Below are 15,288 nucleotides of genomic sequence, written 5' to 3'. Positions count from 1 at the left end.
GGGGCTTCCATCTGGAGCGGGTGACGAGAACCGAACTCGCGCTCTCAGCTTGGGAAGCGACGGCGCTTTCGAAATCGGAGCGCCTCTGACCTGGCCGTATGTACTCTGGCGTAGCGGTCGGGAGGGCGGGCTCGCACCGCTGTCGACCGTGGTTGACCGCTCTTAAGGGCACGCTATGGGCACAGGACTGAGGAACGACGGTCGGAGTGCCGCCTCGACGGGCTCTCGGCCCGGCTCGGCTCGGCTCGATCACTCGGCCGACCCGGGGGCGCTTCGCCCGTGCACACTCCTCCGCCGAGGCCGCTCCCTCGCCGGCCTTCGGGTCCTGCCAGGTGGATGTGCACTCTCGTCGGCCACGTCGGCCACGTCGGCGGGCGTAGGCTCGAAGGCACCGAGGGCGCCTCGTGTGCCGGCTCACGCGCCGGTGCCGTTCTCGGCGGACGACGACGCCGGGCCGGACCCGTCCGGACCCGGAGCAGGGTTCGCCCATGACCGTGAACACGCCGGACCGCCCTCAGACCGCCCACCCAGGGACAGCGGGCCGGCAACCAGCACCTCCCGAGGCGCCGTCGCAGCGGCGCCGGCAGGGGCCCTCACCCGAGAAGGGCGAGTTGGTCCGTCCGCTGACCCGGCGCCAGATCGACGACCGCATGCGAGAGCTCGGCGAGCTGTACACGAACACCTCTTCCCACCAGGTGCGGGCCTCGGACGCGTCGGGCCAGGTCCGGTCCGCTGCATTCCGGCGACGGCTCGCGGGCCACATGCGGCGACCGGGGTTCGAACTGCTCGTGGCGGAGACCGCCGGCCCCTCGGGCGCCATCGGCCTCACGGCATGCGCCTACGGTTTCCCCGTGCGTGGCGACGGGCCCTGGTGGGACGGCCTCGACGGGTACCTCCCGGAGAGCCTGCTCCGCGTCGCCGCCTTCGGCAGGCTCTTCGCGATCGCCGACATTCTTGTGGAGCGACGGGTACGCACCCAGGACCAGAGCCGCGAGTGGAACCTCGCTCGGCGCCTGCAGAAGCGGCTGCTGCGCGATCACGCAGCCGCGCTCGGTGTCACGCTGATCGACCGGGACAACGCGGACACGCTCGAAGCACTGCTGTCCTGGGGCTGGCGCCGCCTGTCGGCCGACGCCCGCGAGGCGTCGCATCTCGCTCCCAGCCGACTTCTGGTGCTCCGCTGACCGTCGGGTGGCGACCGGCGGGCGTGGGCCCCTGCCCGTTCTCGTTCGGCCGGCACCCGCGTCGACAGCGCTGCCATGCCCGCGTTCCACCTGTCCCGGATCCGTGCCGACGCTGGTGAGGCACCATGCGCTGGCTGGCCGGCACCGCGATGCTCACCACGGCCAAAGTCCTGGAGAACATGGAGCTGGGCCACAACATCTGCACGGCCAGTGGGACTGGATGGGCGACCCGGCGATCCACTCGACCACCTGGGAGTGGGACTTCGCGACGCCCGCCGACGCCTGGAAGCGCACCCACAACCACCTGCTCCCCACGTACACCAACGTTGTCGGCCGCGACCGCGACCTCGGCCACACCATCCTGCGGATGAGTCCCGGCCGGCCCTGGCACCCCGTGTACCTGCTCCAGCCCGTCTACGCCGCCCTGCTCGCGCCGGTCTTCGGGTGGGACATCGCTCTGTACGACCTCGAAGCGGAAGCCGTGCCGGCCGGCCGCAAGAGCGCGCGGGCCTTCCTCGGCGACCTCACCGGCCTGGCGCGCAAGGCGGACACGTCCTCACCGGCAACCTCAGCCACCAGATCGAGCACCAAGTCTTCCCCGACCTGCCCAGCAACCGCTAGGCCGAGGTAGCGCCCCGGGTACGCGGGATCTGCGCCCGGTACGGGCTGCCGTACGTCACCGCCGTACGGCATTACGCGTCCTGGAGGCCGGGGCTCCCGAGCGCTTCCGAGGCGGCCTGGAGGGGGCTGCGGGCACCCGCATCCGGGATCGGTGCGGCCTCGGGACGGGCGTGGCAGGTGAAACCGAGGCGGGCCATGGCCCGGGTGACCTCGCCGCCGCTGCAGTCGCGGCGGTCCTGCCCAGTGATGACCTCACCGACCTGCATCACGGGACAGCGGCGGCGGCCGATGGTCACGCAATCACCGGTGACGATCTCGGGCCTGACGCCCGCCATCGAGTCCAGCACGCCGTGTGTCAGGAGCGCGCTCGCGCCGAGGTGGAGCGCGGGGCCGGCCGCGGCGGTCATCAGCCGAGAGGCTTCGTCGGCAGGCTCCTGGGGCGGGACGACGAGGAGCACCCAGCGTCCGACGGTGTCGCAGTCCAGGTGATGAGATGCTCCTCGCCCGCGGATCGAGTCGGTTCCACGGTGATCACTCTGCCGGGTGACATCACCGTGTGCGGTGCGTCGGGCCATTGAGCGGCGTCCACGGTGACGCCCACCGTGGTGAACCGGTCCGGCTCCAACGCGGCGACGAGCGAGGGCAGTTCCAGATCAAGCGCGTCGCATCGCGGCCACCAGGCTCCGTCCAGCGGGCCGTGGCTGACTCCCGGAGTGAGGGCCGGACGGGGCAGGGGCATGCGGTAGGTGTGCCCGCCGTCCGCGGGTGGGCCTTCGGCAGGCGTTCTGCTGGGTTCCATCGTGCGGTCCCGTCCCGGGAACCGAGGGCGGCTGCCCGTTTCGTCACTCGCCGGAAACGGCACCGTCGGTCGCGCTGCGCGAAAAGCCCTCGATACGTTCAGGGCACGCCCGGACGGGGAGGAGCGGTTCGAGGAGCGACGCCCGGGCCGGTCAGGCCCGGTCACAGGGCCAACACCGCGCGCACTCTGTTGCCGCCCCCGTCGACCGGATCGATGTCGAAGCGCTGTGCCAGGCACCGCACCATGGCGAGGCCGCGCCCGCTCTCACCCCACGTCGTCAGCGGCCGAACGCGGGGCCGGCCGGGGCTGCCGTCGTAGACCTCGACGGTCACCTGGGTGTCGGACACGTGCAGGCGCAGGCGGCAGCTGCCGCCGTGCCGCGTGGCGTTGGTGACCAGCTCGGAGACGATGAGGGTCGCGTCGCCGATGTGCTCGGCGTCGAGCCCCGCCGTCCGGCGGTCGGGCCGGGCGAGGAACTGCGAGGCCAACTTGCGCGCCCTGCCCGCCGATTCGGCATCGTCGGGCAGCACGTACTCGACTCGTGCGGAACGCCGATGACTACGCCGATGCGTGCGCATGGCGGATCACTTCCCCTCCTGGGCCACCCGACCACCACCGCCGTGGCCGCTCGCCTGGCAGCGGCATGTCCTGCCCGGTGCCGATGCCCGGTGCAGGTGATCGCCAACCGGAAACGGGTGAGCCGGGCATCGCCGACGGCGCACGGTGCTGCGCGGTGGAGGTCACGTGTCCCCTGCCGGACGGCGGCCTCCTCCCCCGTCCCGAAGGAGCGCGCTCGCGGTGAGGCGGAGCGCGGGATCGGCCGCGGCCGTCATCAGCCGCTCGGCCGTGGCCGTCTCGGTCTCGGGCGGGACGACCAGCAGGTCCCGGCGTCCGACGCCATAGGCGAAGAGCCGGATGGCGTGCGGGTCGAACCCGGACGTGAACCACGCTGCGCGCACCGTGTGCCCGGCGACGGGCAGGTCGCCGGGTGCCTGGGGCCAGGCGCTGCGGTGTGCGGCCATACGGGTCACACGCCCCCATGACCTCTCGAACGCCTCGATGAGAGCGGGCTGTTCGGTCGGCAGGTCCTCGGAACGGGGCCACCAGGCGCCGCTCACGGGGCCTGCGGAAAGGTCGGCGGACGCAGGGTGAGACGGGCGGGCCGAAGTGAAGAAGGGCGTATCCGCTCGGGCGAGGCGCGAGGCGCGAGGCGCGAGGCGCGAGGCGCGAGGCGCGAGGCGCGAGGCGCGTTGACCGGTGGGCGCGTTCATGTCGCGGTCCCTGTCCCCGGGCCGCCGTGCGACGGACCGGTGTCGTGGTGCGACGAGAACGACGCCGACGGAGCGTCGGCATACGGGCAACTCCCGGTTCGTTCCACGCTACTGAGCCCCGGCGCGTGGACGGGCGAGACCGTCCGAAGATTCTCCGTGGCCCTCAAGGGTTCTCACCCGGGGCGAGTCCACCTAGGGTTTGCGGTATTCCGCCGTGCACAGGCTTCCGGCGGAACGTACGCCGTTCGGCAGCCCGTGGGCTGCCCGTGCCCCGAGCCGCCGGGCAAGGATCGATCCTCACCCTCTGCAGAGCAGTCGGCTTTCGATGCCCGTTGTTGTCGGCTCCTGTGCTCGCCCCGTCCAGCTTCCCCTCGTCGCGAGACCGGCGCGGTGCCTCCCGCATGCCGTCGCGCGGTCCGATGCGGGGCACACGGCTCCCGATCGCGCGTCCGTGAAGGGGGATTCGGCCGCGGGGGAGTCCCGGACGGCCGCCGCCAAGGATCGGGCGATCTGGCGGCGGCCGTCGGAAGGCGCTTGCGCCGGCGGACCTGTGGCCGTTTGCGCGCGCAGCAGCCGCCCGGATCACGCGCGCAGCAGTCGCCCGGTGATCTCCCGGTACTCCCGCAGTGCGAGCCGGAGTTCGGCGGACTGCGTCACGGGATCATGGTCCTGCCAGCCCGCGCGCAGGACGCGCCGACGTTCCATGAGGGCGTTCACCAGCGCCTCGGTGGCTTCGTCGAAGGCGCTCTCGGCCTCCTCCAGGGCCTCGCCCGGAGCGTCCGCGAAGGTGTTCACGGCGTGTCCGAGGCGCCGGACGATCCTGTCCCGTTCGCCGGACGGGAGCAGCGGTTCCGGGCCCGGGGCGCGGCGCCCGGCGTGGCCCGGGGGCCGGTCGTCGGGTTGCTGGGCGCGTGTCTGGTCGTACATCGTCGTATGCACCGTTCCCGTTGTGATGGGGGCGCCGCCCGAAGACGCCCTTGGCCTTCTCGGCGGCCTGCTTCAGGCTGCCGGAAACCCGGTCGGCCCTGCCCTTCACGGCCCTGCGCCGTTCCGTCAGTGAACTTTCGGCGACGATCCGTGTCAACGCGGCACCGGCCCGAGCGCACCCCGCCCGGGGGTCTGACCGGCGGTCTCCGAGCGTTTCCCGCCACAGGGAGTACGGTGGAGAGAACGAGGGTGCGTTGTGCCTGCCCGACAGGTCGTCTCCAGTACACCACCCATCCGGTCACGGGCAGCCCGTGACCCCGGCCGCACCTCTGTCCCAGCGGCCTCCGCCGAGGTCAAGGAGCCCCTCCATGGCACCCGGCCCACCACACCCACCGCGCCGACCCCACCAGCGCCCGGCACGGCGTCGACCGCGGTCGGCTCGCCCCGTCGGCCGCCGTCATCCGCCTCCTCGAAAAGCTTCGGCCGGGTACACGACGTGCGCCGGCCGGCGCCGGACCGGGTCGCGGCCTGTCGTGCCGGACGTCAACCATCCCATCATGCAAGGCAGTTGGCAGGAGCCGTCATGACCACCGCACTGCAACCCCCGCTTCCCTCGCAGCCCGTCCTGCGCCTGCGTCTGGCCCCCCACAGGGACCTGCCCCGGGCCATCGACGGCGCGTGGTGGCCTCGTTCGTACGACCTCCTCGCCGAACTTCCGCAACTGCTCGCCGGGTTGCCGCGCGCGTGGGGCCACATCACCAGCGTCACGGTCAGCGGGGCGACATGGTCCGCGGTGCCCGGCCGGATGCTCGTCTCCAACCAGGTCGTACGGCTGCGCAGGACACCGGGGGCATCGGCCCCGCGCACCGTCGTCCTGCTCGCCCCCGGCCGCGGGCGCTGGGACCTGCTGGTCGTGCCGCCGGGCACGACCGACGAGGCCGCGGAACCGCTCATGTCAGCCGCCGCGGGCGGTCGGGCCTGACCTGGCCGTGACCGGCTGCCGGGCGGCTCACCAGGTCACCGGGGCGCTGCAGGCCGGGGCGGTGAGCCGGCCGTCACATGCCCGCCGCCGGCCGGTCCGCCGGGCCGGCCCCGGTGTCGTACGACGAGGCTGTGCCGTCGGGCCGTTCCGCCGTCATGAGGGCGGACGCGGTCCAACGCGGGCCCGTGTCGGCGCTCGCGGCGGCCATCAGCCGGGCGGCAGCCGGGTCGTCGGTCTCCGGGGGAACCACCAGGAGGTTCCAGCGGCCCGACGCGCCGGACAGCAGCAGGATCTTGTGCGGATCCAGCTCCGAGGTGAACCAACCAACCTTCACCACATGGCCGTTGACGAAGACTTTGCGCGGAATGATCGGCCAGTAGCGGGGATTGACGGCGATCCGGGTGATCCGGCCCCACAGCGGGTCCAGTACGTCGGCCAGCGCGGTGAGTTCCTGTGTCAGGTCACGTGAGCGGGGCCACCAGGCGCCGTCCAGCTCAACGTGTCCCGTGGAAGGGCGCACGGGTTTGAGGGCGAGGCGTGCGGTCGGAGCCCTGAAGGGCATGGCGCTCAGTGGAGGACGGCCGGTGGTCGCGGACATTGTGCGGACCCGTCTCCGGACTCCCTGCGCGCGGGCAGTTGTCCGGCGTCGTTGCTCACCAGGAACGACACCGGCGCCGGGGCCGGTGCGCGAAATGCTCCCGATGGCCTCACGGTACTCCTCGAACAGGCCGAACCGACCGCCCCTGCCCGTCTCCTCACTCGCGCCCGCTGTCCGCTCCCGGGGTGCGGCTGGTCTCCAGCCAGGACCGCGCCGGTTCCGCCGCCCGCGTCGTGTCCACGACGAGCTCGAGGCGCGTTCCTCCCGCGGCGCCCGCGGGATAGCTGCGCTGCTCGGTCGCCGCGAAGCAACGGCGGAGCACCTCCGCGACACGGCGGGCGACCTCGGGGGAGGCCGCGATGATGCGTACGTCGGCGTGCCCTCCCGAGGGGGTTTGCTTGGGCTGCTGCATGGCGACCTCGGGTCATCTGGGCACGGATGCGCGGACCGGATCTTCGACTCTACTCCGGCGCGTCTCGCGGCTCACGCCCGTGACCAGCGGCCTTCGCGGCCGCAGTGAGCCGCGCAGTACCGTGAAACGAGAAATCCACTCCGCGTTTCCGCCGGCGGACAGACAGGTGAGTGTGATGCCCGACTCCGACTCCCCGCGTGTGACCAGGCTCCTGCCGGACACGCTCCACCAGGTGGCGAAGCCCGGGACGGCCGTCGTACGGCTGGAGACGACGCATGAACGGCAGGGTGTTCTGGACGGGGCATGGTGGCCGCGGTCCCGTGACATAGCAGCCGAGCTGCCCGCCCTGATCGCCGCACTGACCGAGTATCTCGGGCCGGTCACCCGCATCGGCCTGGACGCCACCGCCTGGGAGCAACTGCCGACGCGGCTGATCGTCGACGACCGCGTCGTCCACATCGACTCCTTCCCGGTCGGCGACGACACCGTCCTGGTCACCAGGGGCGACCAGGACCACTTCTCTCTCCTCGTTGTCCCGCCGCACGCGACGCCCGAGGCGGCACGCGCCGCGATGGCCGAAGCGGTACGCACCGACAACATCACCGAGGCCGCACAGATCCTCATCGACACCGGCACCGGCCGGGTGGCGCCGGAGATGTGACGACGGCCGGTCCGGTGCCGGGACGGCCGATCCGGTGGCGAAGTCCGACAGGCGCAGACGACACGTGCGGGCGTACGACCTCCCGCTCTGACGCACGACAACCGGCGGTCAAGTGCCCGCTCCCACGCGGGACTTGTGTGCCGTCCACGACGCAGCACGGGCAGGACGGATGTCGCCCTTGCCCGAGAACAGCGGGCTGAGGGCTCGCCTCCGGCTCATCTACGCGAAAGTGCAGGTCAGCGCCATGCTGCGACGTGATCGGGGCGCCCTCCCAAGCGGCGCGTGCCCTCTGCGTGCCCAGTCCGGGGGTGCAGGAGCACTCGTAAAACGCGGCAGCGGCTCCCTAATGAAACAGCGTCCACGCAGGACCGCCGGGCCGCCGTCGAGGCGATGTTCGACATCCTCACCCACGGCTGGGAACCGCCGAGCAAGCCGCACGCGCCGTAGCGCCCGGGCAGTTTCCTGAGTCCGCCCTCGACCAGCCTCGGCTTGCCCCACCCCGCGTTTCTGCCGCATCCGCCCTGCCCCGCAACGAGAACTGACATCCCGTCATTGCGAGCGGCGAGCACCTCATTCTGATCCCAGTCCTAAGGGCATGCAGGAGAACAACATGTGGGCGTGCGTCGCGCTGACCTGGGACGTCAAGTACCAGAAGCAGCAAGTTAATTCTCTGCATGCCCTAAGTCGTCAGTGCGATCCGCAGTGACCTATGACGCCGTGTACCGAGACCATCAGGCCGAGATGACCAGGCTCGCGCGTCGACTGCTGGTTGAGGAAGGAGTGCCTGAGCCCGTCCTCGGCGCCGAGGATGTTGTGCAGTCGGCGTTCGCCAAGGCGCTTCGCGTCCCTCACCGAACAAACCCCGGGCCACTGACCTGGGGTTTCATCATGGAGCGGGTGACGAGAATCGAACTCGCGCTCCCAGCTTGGGAAGCGACGGCGCTTGGGGAGCCCTATGCGCTCTGACCTGCACTGATCCGCTGAGTCGCTGCTGGTGTGGGGGCTTGACGGCACCGTGGTTGTCCGCTCTTGTGGGCGCGCTATGGGCACAACGCTCGACGACGGGCGGGTGTCGCGCTGACGTGGCCCACTTTCTGCGTGGGGTTTGTCGGTGCTCAGGTCGACTTTGGGAAGCCGTTGCGAGAGCGTATGGCTGGTTGCCTGTGCCCGGCTATGAAGATCACAGAAAGCCTCAGGGGTGATGCTGACTTTGATCTCTGCCGGGGGCAGGCTGGTGCGGCCTCTGAATCCGAGGAATCACTCATCTCTAGGATTCGGCTGATTGGGCGTCAGGGAGGCGAGAACACGGCAGGCGCCCGGCTCACGATTACCGAGACCGGCTTCGCGTGCCTCGGACTGCCAGTCGACGAGCCGGCCGACTGCCATCGCGCGAACAGCCTGAACTGGCCCGGTAAGCTCGACCTGCTGCGCGCAGAGTGTGAGCACACCGAGGCATGACCGGCACGCACGACGGCGAACAGGCCCCCGAGGGCGTCCTGCTGGCGCTGGCCGACCCGATCCGCCGGCAGATCCTCAGCACCCTCGTCGGTGAAGGCGGCGCGACATCCACCTCGCTCGCCGCGGCTCTCCCCGTCACCACCTGAAGCCCCTGGAGCGCACGACCCGCTGACTGGTTGCCCTCGCCGCCCAGTGGGACCGCCGCCTCGACGCGATCAAGGTCCTCGCGGAGCAGGAAGAGCCGTCTTGAGCGGCCGTACGCCAACGTCGGGCCCCGGCCGGGTGATTTCGGCCGGGGCTCAGGCGTCAGGTGCGGCTACCGGCGGGCGGCGCGGGCTCGGGCCAGGCCGAGGCCGCCCGTGATCAGGCTCAGTACGCCGACGGCGAGGCCGGCGATGCCGAGCGTGCGAGCGGTGGAGTCGCTGGCCTTCGCCGTCGTGGTCGAGGCGCCGTCCGATACTCCAGAGGCGGCAGCGGGCGTGAGTTTCAGTGTCGGGGCGGGGTTGTCCGGTTCCGGCTGGCCGGACTGTTGCTGCTCGATCCAGCGGACGATTTTGCCGTCGGAGTAGGTCTGGAGGGCCTTGAAGGCCAACTGGTCGGTGCCGCTGGGCAGTTGGCCGAAGGCGACGGTGAAGTCCTGGTAGTTGCCGGGGGCGATCCCGCCGCCGGTCCAGACGATCTCGGAGACGGCGCTGGTGATGTCGCCGTCGTCGGTCTTGATCGGCGTCTTGAGGTGGGTGTTCTTCACCTGGGCCGTCCAGCCCGCGACCGGGCTGACCAGGACAGAGGGGATCGGGTGGTCGGCGGGGAAGACGATGTCGACCTTGGTGGTGCGGGCGTTGTCCTCCTCATTGGGCACCCGGAAGGTCAGCGTGCCGTCGGAGGCACCCTGCGGGTAGCTGTCGGGGTGGACGGTGACGTGCGCGAACGCCGCACCGGCGCCGGCCAGCACACCGGCGGTGGCCAGGGCGCCGACCACGGCCAGGCGCCGCAACCCGCGCAGGGGAGTGGAAGCGAGAGGGGTCGCAGACATGCGAAGACTCCGTAAGGGTCTGTAGGGGAGCGTCCGGCGGGCAGCGAAGTGCGCCGGTGGAGCGGTCGAAGAGGGACCGCTGTTCGTGCCGGGGGCTGTGTGGGGATCCGTACGAGGACGGCTCACCGGGGCGGGGCCGTGACCGGCCCCCTCGCCGGAGGTCCCCTGCGTGTCACGGCGTGCCGCAGCAGGAGCTGCCGCATGCACCGCTGTCGCGCGTCACGCCGCCGGACGACCGCGTCGGGCGGCGGCTCGGCGAGGGTGACGGTCACCGGCCACTGGAGCCCGGAACCGCGGGCCAGTGTGGCAACTTGTCGCAGAAGCGACCACACGGCCGCCTCACCGCGCCGCAACCACCAGGCGGCCACCAGTGCCGCCGCGGCGTGCGCCGTCATCGCCCGTCCGTCGGCTCCGTGGTACGTCATCACGGATGCCGTCACGGATGCCGTCACGGAGCCGGGAACACCGGGCGTGGTCGGCATGCCGGGCCCGGTGTGAAGGGACGTGGCGTCGAAGAACATGTGCAGGCCGGCCTGGACCACGGCCATGGCGGCGCAGATCCCGGTCAGCGACCGCTCGCGGCCCGCGAGCGGGCAGCCCAGGGCGAAGACCGTGGCGAAGCCGACGCCGTCGGCCCACAAGGCAGGGGTCGGATGTCCCGCGAGGCTGTGTCCGGCCGCCGCGAGAGTCACACACACCGCGGCGAACACGGCGGCCCGCAGGCTCCGCAGTGCAGTCGACGCGGGATGGTGAACTGCCACAGGAAATAGGCGAGTTGTGGGTCTGTGTCGGCCGGAATGCTCCGTGAGCGGGACGACGTGGGCCACGGCTTACCGTCCCTCTCCGGGGATCCGAACCGTCCTGGTCTGGGTGACCTCGTCGATGGCGGTGGTCCGTACGGTGACGGAGAGCTGCCACGTTCCCGGGGCGAGCAGCTGGAGCCCCTGTGCCACCCAGGCGTTCCCGGATTCCTTGAGGACGGTCTTGAGTTGGCCGATGCCGCGTGCCGGGAGCGCGAAGGCGATGTCCAGTTCCGGGACGTGCGCGGCGGTGTGGTGCGGGCCCAGAACGACGGCCTTGAGGGCGTTCGTTCCCGGACGGCCCGGGGTCAGCGTGATCTCGACCGTGCCTCGGCCTGTGCCGTCGGCCTGACCGGTGTCGAAGGGGACGGCGACGTGCACCGGCCCCGCCTGCGAGGCGGCGGCGCCAGGTGTCTCCGTTCGCGCAGGCTGGGTGTTGGTGAGCACGGTGGTCACGGCGAGCACGAGGATGCCGACGACCGCCTCCATGCCCGCCGTCCGGCGAAGGGCCCGCCGGTAGGAGCCGACCGTGTCCGAGGCCACGGAGACCGATGCCGTCGAGGACGGGGCGTCACCGATGCGCTCGGGCCGGGTGCCGTCGGAGTGACCGGCCATGACCAGCACGGGCTCGCTCTCCCGGACGCGGGCCGTCGCACGCAGTCCCGCCGTCCAGCGCCGGGAGTAGAAGGCGGCCGTCACCATCATCAGCACGCCGTAGACCTTGAGCAGCAGCCACCGCCCGTAGGCGGTCGCGACGAGCGCGTCCCAGGAACCCACCTGGCGCCACGACTGGTAGAGGCCGGTGGCGACGAGCGCGACGACGGCGACGAGCGCGACGACGGAGAAGCGCCGCGCCGTCTCGGCATCGGCGGGTTGATCGGCGGGGACGCGGTACAGGACGGTCAGCAGGGCCAGGAGGCCGCCCAGCCACGCCGCCATCGCCACGAGGTGCAGTACGTCGAGGGAGATCGCCAGCGGCACCTGAAGGCCGACCGAGGCGTGCTCGGCCAGGGACCAGGTGACCGCCAGGCCGACGGCCGTCACCACGACGGCGACGGACAGGCCGAGCCGACGTGCCCGTCCCTTCCTCGCGTCCTCCTCGCCGACGGCGGACGGGAAGCCGAAGCGCCCGGCCAGGAGGAGCAGGAACGGACCCGTCGCCAGCAGGAGCAGCAGCCGTATGAGGACGAAGGTGCCGGCCCTGCTGTCCAGGGTGTTCCGGAGCAGCGTGATGTCCAGCGCCCGGCCAAGCCCCTGCTCCTCGGTGTACGGGCCGCGCAACACCAGAAGGGCGAGCGTTGAGAGCGCCATCGCCGCCCAGCCGGTGAGCAGCAGCCGCCGCAGTGGCCGTATCGCCTGCCGGGTCGGCCGGCACAGCAGGACGAAGGCGCTCGTTCCGACAAGCACCGTGTAGCCGGTGTAGTCCGCGTACCGGCCCAGGCCGTACAGGACACCGGCCGCGCTCGCGTTCGGCGACCTGGTCTGCGGGGCCGTGACATGCCCGGACGGAGCGCCGACGGAGAAGACGAACGCGCCGGCCACCGGGTGGGTGTCGGCGGACACGACGTGCCACGCCACCGTGTACGTCCCGTGCGGCAGACCGCCTCGCAGCGCCACGCGCACCGTCGCGTCGCCGCCTTCGGCGTGCCCTGGGTGGCCGTCGTCCACACGGCTGCCGCTCGGGCCGAAGACCCGGATCGAGTCGTCGGCGATCCCCACTCCCTCGCCGAAGGTCAGCGTGATGTGCCGGGGCGCAGTGGCCAGGATCGCGTTCGCGGCGGGGTCCGTCGACAGCAGGGCGGCGTGGGCCGAGGCGTTTGCGGCAGCGGCGAGCGAAACCGCGAACACCGCGGCGCACAGCACCAGGGACCAGACCAGCCACCGGACCCGAGTCCTGATCGCCGGCCGTGCGGACCTGAGCCAACCCGTCGTCATGCACAGGTAAGTTGGGCCCCGCCGTTTGCCGCGGCATCGCTACGCCGTTCGGCCACCGTAAAGTCGCGCTCCGCCGGGGACGTGTGGCGCGGTGAGCTGTGCGTGGGACCTGTGCGTTCTTCGTGATGGTTGTCGCCGGCGATCACCGGGACCGCCGACGACCGGATTCGCGGTAGCCGGGGATCAGGGCACGGCGATGCCGTCGAGCTTGCCGGCCTTGGCGTCCGAGACCAGATTGGAGAAATGGCCGGCTTGACGCCACGCAGGCTGTCCGACTTCGAGAGTGGACGGGCCACTCCCAGCCCTCCGTCGATGGAGGCGCTTGCGACAGCACTGGAATTCCCGCCTTCCTTCTTCAGCGCCGAGGAAGTGGCCGAGCTGACGGCCGACTCGGTCAGCTTCCGTGCCCTGAGCAAGATGACCGCCTCTCAGCGGGACATCGCCCTCAGCGCCGGGCGGCTGGCCCACACGCTGCAGGACTGGATCGGGGCGCACTTCCGCCTGCCCGTCCCCGAAATCCCGTCGCTGACTTCATTCAGCCGCCTGGGTTCGGACGAGGATCGGATTCCCCACCCAGGGGAGGCAGCTGGCACGGACGTCCCGGCGGAGGAAGCCGAATCCCTGGTGCGTGCGCACTGGGGACTCGGAAACGCACCGATTTCGAACGTGGTCCACCTGTTGGAGGCGCATGGTGTGCGCGTCTTCTCCCTCTCCCGGGACCGCCCTGAGGTCGATGCCTCCTCCTTCTGGGACCGGGGGATCCCGTTCATCCTGTTGAGCACCGAGAAGACCGCGGAACGCGGGCGCTTCGACCCCGCCCACGAAATCGGCCACCTCGTCCTGCACGGAGAGGAACAGATGCCGCACGGCCCGCAGGCCAGCCTTGGCAGCAGCCGCAGGACGGTGACGCTTCACCCCTCTTCCAGATCGAGGGCTGATTCCTCGACTGCGAGGTACCTGTCTGTGGTTGCGGCCTCCAGGTATCCGTCCCGGGCGGGGATCGCGGGCTCAGGGCTGAGGTCGATCAGCTGCTCCCACGTCCGCTCGTCCCCTTCTGTAAAGCCTTGCCGAACAGCTGTCAGGTAGCCGCTCCTCCGCTCAGTCCTGAGGTGCTGCACCAGGCTTCGAGCCTCGGCCACTTGCTGTGCGTATCGGGTGTCACTCACTTGTCGATCTGCATCGTCGGCGATCCGGGGAAGTGGAGACTCTAGTGAACGGACATCAAGTGGTTGTGGCAATCCGCTTATGTAGGGCGTGTATTCGGGGCGCATCCGGCGAGCTTCTTCCGCGATGCGGCGTGCCAGTCCGGCGAGTTCGCGGCACGCGCTGTACAGCCGACGAGACATCCCGAGGACGAGGTCCGTTCCTGGGATTCTGCTGGTCAGCATGTCCAGGCCGTTCTGGTCACGGATTGTTCCCTCACCGGCGGATCCACCGACGCGGCGGCGCAGATCATCCGTGGCAGAGTCGCGCTCCAATAGGCGCAGGGGGTCCGAGCGCTGTAGCGCCCGTCCGGCTTCAGGTTTCCCGACGGGGGTGACTCGCAGCAGAGCCGGCGGCAGCGATGCCAAGGTGAAGTACGTCATCATGCGGGCACGCGCGAGCTCCAGCAGAACATCGCCGCTGTCCTGAGCCTGATCGTCAGTACCGGCTCCGCCGTTGTCGCCGCCATGGTTCACGCTCTCCACGTCGATCACCATGAAGAGGCGTTTTTCGAGGCTCGTGCCACACAGAACCTTGTGGTGTGGCACGGGGAGCAGGGCGCCTACATCCAACTGCTTGGCGCCTTTCCGGCGGGAGGGCATTCGTAGCCAGCGGCCTCCCTTCGCCTCGACCAACCAGACTTCGGAATCTGCCGGATGCGTCCCGAACAGATCGGGCAGGCTGCTGGTCTTCTCCCAATCCGGAGCGGCTCCGGGCGGTGCTGCGCTTTCCGCATGCGTCGTCGGGCCGAGCCCCATGAGTGTGCTGCAGGCCCACTCGGCCATTGTCATGCCGATGGGATAGCCGAACGCCGTACGGGTCGAGCTTTCTGTCCCGTGGGAGTAGACAGCACTCGGAATGACCTTCCACCTCGGTTCTGCCTTTTGGTCCGTCTGCACGCTGTCGCGAACCAGGTAGGCCGACAGCGGATAGCGCCGCGCCATGATCTCGCGGCGGGCCAGTCGGGGTACGGAAGCCAGCCACGGGGTGATGTCGCGGCCGACTGTGGTGGTGGCGTCGAGCAGAGCACGCCATGTTGTGGTGACGAGGTAGTCCCCGTCTGGGGGGATGCTGGTCGATGTCGGCCAGGACTGCTGGGCCTTCTCCACCTCTGTGCGGGACGGCCCTTTCGCAGGGGGCAAGGGGAGGGCACGCCACCCTCGAATTGGACTGGACAACAAACAAACCCCAGGCCGCTGACCTGGGGTTTCATCATAGAGCGGGTGACGAGAATCGAACTCGCGCTCTCAGCTTGGGAAGCTTGGGTTCCCTGGGCGTAGTTACTCAGGTTGAACTCGTAGAGCCTGCGGGGTCGTGACGGTTCGTGATCCCTGCGGTACGACGGGATCGTGAGGTACGCGCAGCGGGGCGGGTATACGCCCGTCGAGCAGGAGAAGCGGGAAC

The 15,288-nt window shown here is 70.6% G+C and carries 18 protein-coding genes and 2 pseudogenes; 8 read left to right on the top strand and 12 right to left on the bottom strand.

What is annotated here, in order from left to right:
- Positions 1-488 precede the first annotated feature (488 nt).
- Complete coding sequence (locus LJ657_RS41595) at positions 489-1,184, top strand: hypothetical protein (protein ID WP_232654895.1); 696 nt, start codon at positions 489-491, stop codon at positions 1,182-1,184.
- 220 nt (positions 1,185-1,404) lie between these two features.
- On the top strand, positions 1,405-1,815 hold the full coding sequence (locus tag LJ657_RS41590; RefSeq protein WP_232654894.1) for a fatty acid desaturase family protein: 411 nt from the start codon (positions 1,405-1,407) through the stop codon (positions 1,813-1,815).
- A 61-nt stretch (positions 1,816-1,876) separates the two neighbouring features.
- Here LJ657_RS41590 and LJ657_RS41585 read toward each other — a convergent pair whose 3' ends face one another.
- The 5 genes from LJ657_RS41585 to LJ657_RS41565 all read right to left on the bottom strand — a co-directional run bounded on the left by LJ657_RS41585 (position 1,877) and on the right by LJ657_RS41565 (position 4,802).
- Positions 1,877-2,212 carry an SCO5918 family protein gene (locus LJ657_RS41585; protein WP_232654893.1) on the bottom strand — a complete coding sequence of 112 codons (336 nt, stop codon included), beginning with the start codon at positions 2,210-2,212 and terminating at the stop codon, positions 1,877-1,879.
- Entirely contained in the window at positions 2,212-2,604 is a 393-nt protein-coding gene (locus LJ657_RS41580) for a DUF5994 family protein (RefSeq protein WP_232654892.1), read from the bottom strand. Before LJ657_RS41580 ends, LJ657_RS41585 begins: the two co-directional genes overlap by 1 nt.
- 161 nt (positions 2,605-2,765) lie before the next feature.
- Positions 2,766-3,134: an ATP-binding protein gene (locus LJ657_RS41575; protein WP_232654891.1), complete on the bottom strand. Its 369-nt coding sequence runs from the start codon at positions 3,132-3,134 to the stop codon at positions 2,766-2,768.
- 210 nt (positions 3,135-3,344) lie between these two features.
- Positions 3,345-3,722, bottom strand: coding sequence for a DUF5994 family protein (locus LJ657_RS41570; RefSeq protein WP_232654890.1), 378 nt, complete (start codon positions 3,720-3,722; stop codon positions 3,345-3,347).
- Between the two features lie 735 nt (positions 3,723-4,457).
- Complete coding sequence (locus LJ657_RS41565; protein WP_232654965.1) at positions 4,458-4,802, bottom strand: hypothetical protein; 345 nt, start codon at positions 4,800-4,802, stop codon at positions 4,458-4,460.
- 369 nt (positions 4,803-5,171) lie between these two features.
- Here LJ657_RS41565 and LJ657_RS49215 point away from each other — a divergent pair.
- Positions 5,172-5,337, top strand: a pseudogene (locus LJ657_RS49215) (acyl-CoA desaturase); the annotation flags it as partial.
- A gap of 48 nt (positions 5,338-5,385) precedes the next feature.
- A complete protein-coding gene (locus LJ657_RS41555) occupies positions 5,386-5,784 on the top strand; it encodes a DUF5994 family protein (RefSeq protein WP_232654889.1) in 399 nt (132 codons plus the stop codon).
- Positions 5,785-5,857: 73 nt separating this feature from the next.
- Here the strand turns inward: LJ657_RS41555 and LJ657_RS41550 are convergent, their stop codons facing one another.
- Positions 5,858-6,346 carry a DUF5994 family protein gene (locus LJ657_RS41550; protein WP_372488046.1) on the bottom strand — a complete coding sequence of 163 codons (489 nt, stop codon included), beginning with the start codon at positions 6,344-6,346 and terminating at the stop codon, positions 5,858-5,860.
- Between the two features lie 193 nt (positions 6,347-6,539).
- Entirely contained in the window at positions 6,540-6,794 is a 255-nt protein-coding gene (locus tag LJ657_RS41545) for a hypothetical protein (RefSeq protein ID WP_232654887.1), read from the bottom strand.
- Between the two features lie 175 nt (positions 6,795-6,969).
- On the opposite strand from LJ657_RS41545, the gene LJ657_RS41540 reads away from it, so the two are divergent.
- Entirely contained in the window at positions 6,970-7,455 is a 486-nt protein-coding gene (locus LJ657_RS41540; RefSeq protein ID WP_232654886.1) for a DUF5994 family protein, read from the top strand.
- A gap of 687 nt (positions 7,456-8,142) precedes the next feature.
- Here the strand turns inward: LJ657_RS41540 and LJ657_RS41535 are convergent.
- Complete coding sequence (locus LJ657_RS41535) at positions 8,143-8,307, bottom strand: hypothetical protein (RefSeq protein WP_232654885.1); 165 nt, start codon at positions 8,305-8,307, stop codon at positions 8,143-8,145.
- A gap of 321 nt (positions 8,308-8,628) precedes the next feature.
- Between LJ657_RS41535 and LJ657_RS41530 the strand changes: the two genes are divergently transcribed.
- Together LJ657_RS41530 and LJ657_RS41525 are read left to right on the top strand one after the other, a co-directional pair.
- Positions 8,629-8,913 (top strand): hypothetical protein, encoded by a 285-nt coding sequence (locus LJ657_RS41530; RefSeq protein WP_232654884.1) that lies wholly within the window; start codon positions 8,629-8,631, stop codon positions 8,911-8,913.
- Complete coding sequence (locus LJ657_RS41525; protein ID WP_232654883.1) at positions 8,910-9,059, top strand: helix-turn-helix domain-containing protein; 150 nt, start codon at positions 8,910-8,912, stop codon at positions 9,057-9,059. The genes LJ657_RS41530 and LJ657_RS41525 overlap by 4 nt, the downstream gene beginning before the upstream one ends.
- A 170-nt stretch (positions 9,060-9,229) precedes the next feature.
- Here the strand turns inward: LJ657_RS41525 and LJ657_RS41520 are convergent, their stop codons facing one another.
- From LJ657_RS41520 to LJ657_RS41510, 3 genes are all read right to left on the bottom strand, one after another.
- A complete protein-coding gene (locus tag LJ657_RS41520; RefSeq protein WP_232654882.1) occupies positions 9,230-9,946 on the bottom strand; it encodes a YcnI family copper-binding membrane protein in 717 nt (238 codons plus the stop codon).
- 122 nt (positions 9,947-10,068) lie between these two features.
- Positions 10,069-10,707, bottom strand: coding sequence for a hypothetical protein (locus LJ657_RS41515; RefSeq protein ID WP_232654881.1), 639 nt, complete (start codon positions 10,705-10,707; stop codon positions 10,069-10,071).
- A gap of 69 nt (positions 10,708-10,776) precedes the next feature.
- Positions 10,777-12,681: a copper resistance CopC/CopD family protein gene (locus LJ657_RS41510; RefSeq protein WP_232654880.1), complete on the bottom strand. Its 1,905-nt coding sequence runs from the start codon at positions 12,679-12,681 to the stop codon at positions 10,777-10,779.
- 243 nt (positions 12,682-12,924) lie between these two features.
- On the opposite strand from LJ657_RS41510, the pseudogene LJ657_RS49210 reads away from it, so the two are divergent.
- Positions 12,925-13,527: pseudogene (locus LJ657_RS49210) on the top strand (ImmA/IrrE family metallo-endopeptidase); the annotation flags it as partial.
- A 65-nt stretch (positions 13,528-13,592) separates the two neighbouring features.
- On the opposite strand, the gene LJ657_RS41505 reads toward LJ657_RS49210, so the two are convergent.
- Positions 13,593-14,993: a hypothetical protein gene (locus LJ657_RS41505; RefSeq protein ID WP_232654879.1), complete on the bottom strand. Its 1,401-nt coding sequence runs from the start codon at positions 14,991-14,993 to the stop codon at positions 13,593-13,595.
- Between the last annotated feature and the right edge of the window lie 295 nt (positions 14,994-15,288).

The organism is Streptomyces guryensis (assembly GCF_021261325.1).
GTDB lineage: Bacteria > Actinomycetota > Actinomycetes > Streptomycetales > Streptomycetaceae > Streptomyces > Streptomyces guryensis.
This window is presented reverse-complemented; position numbering and strand designations above follow the sequence as displayed.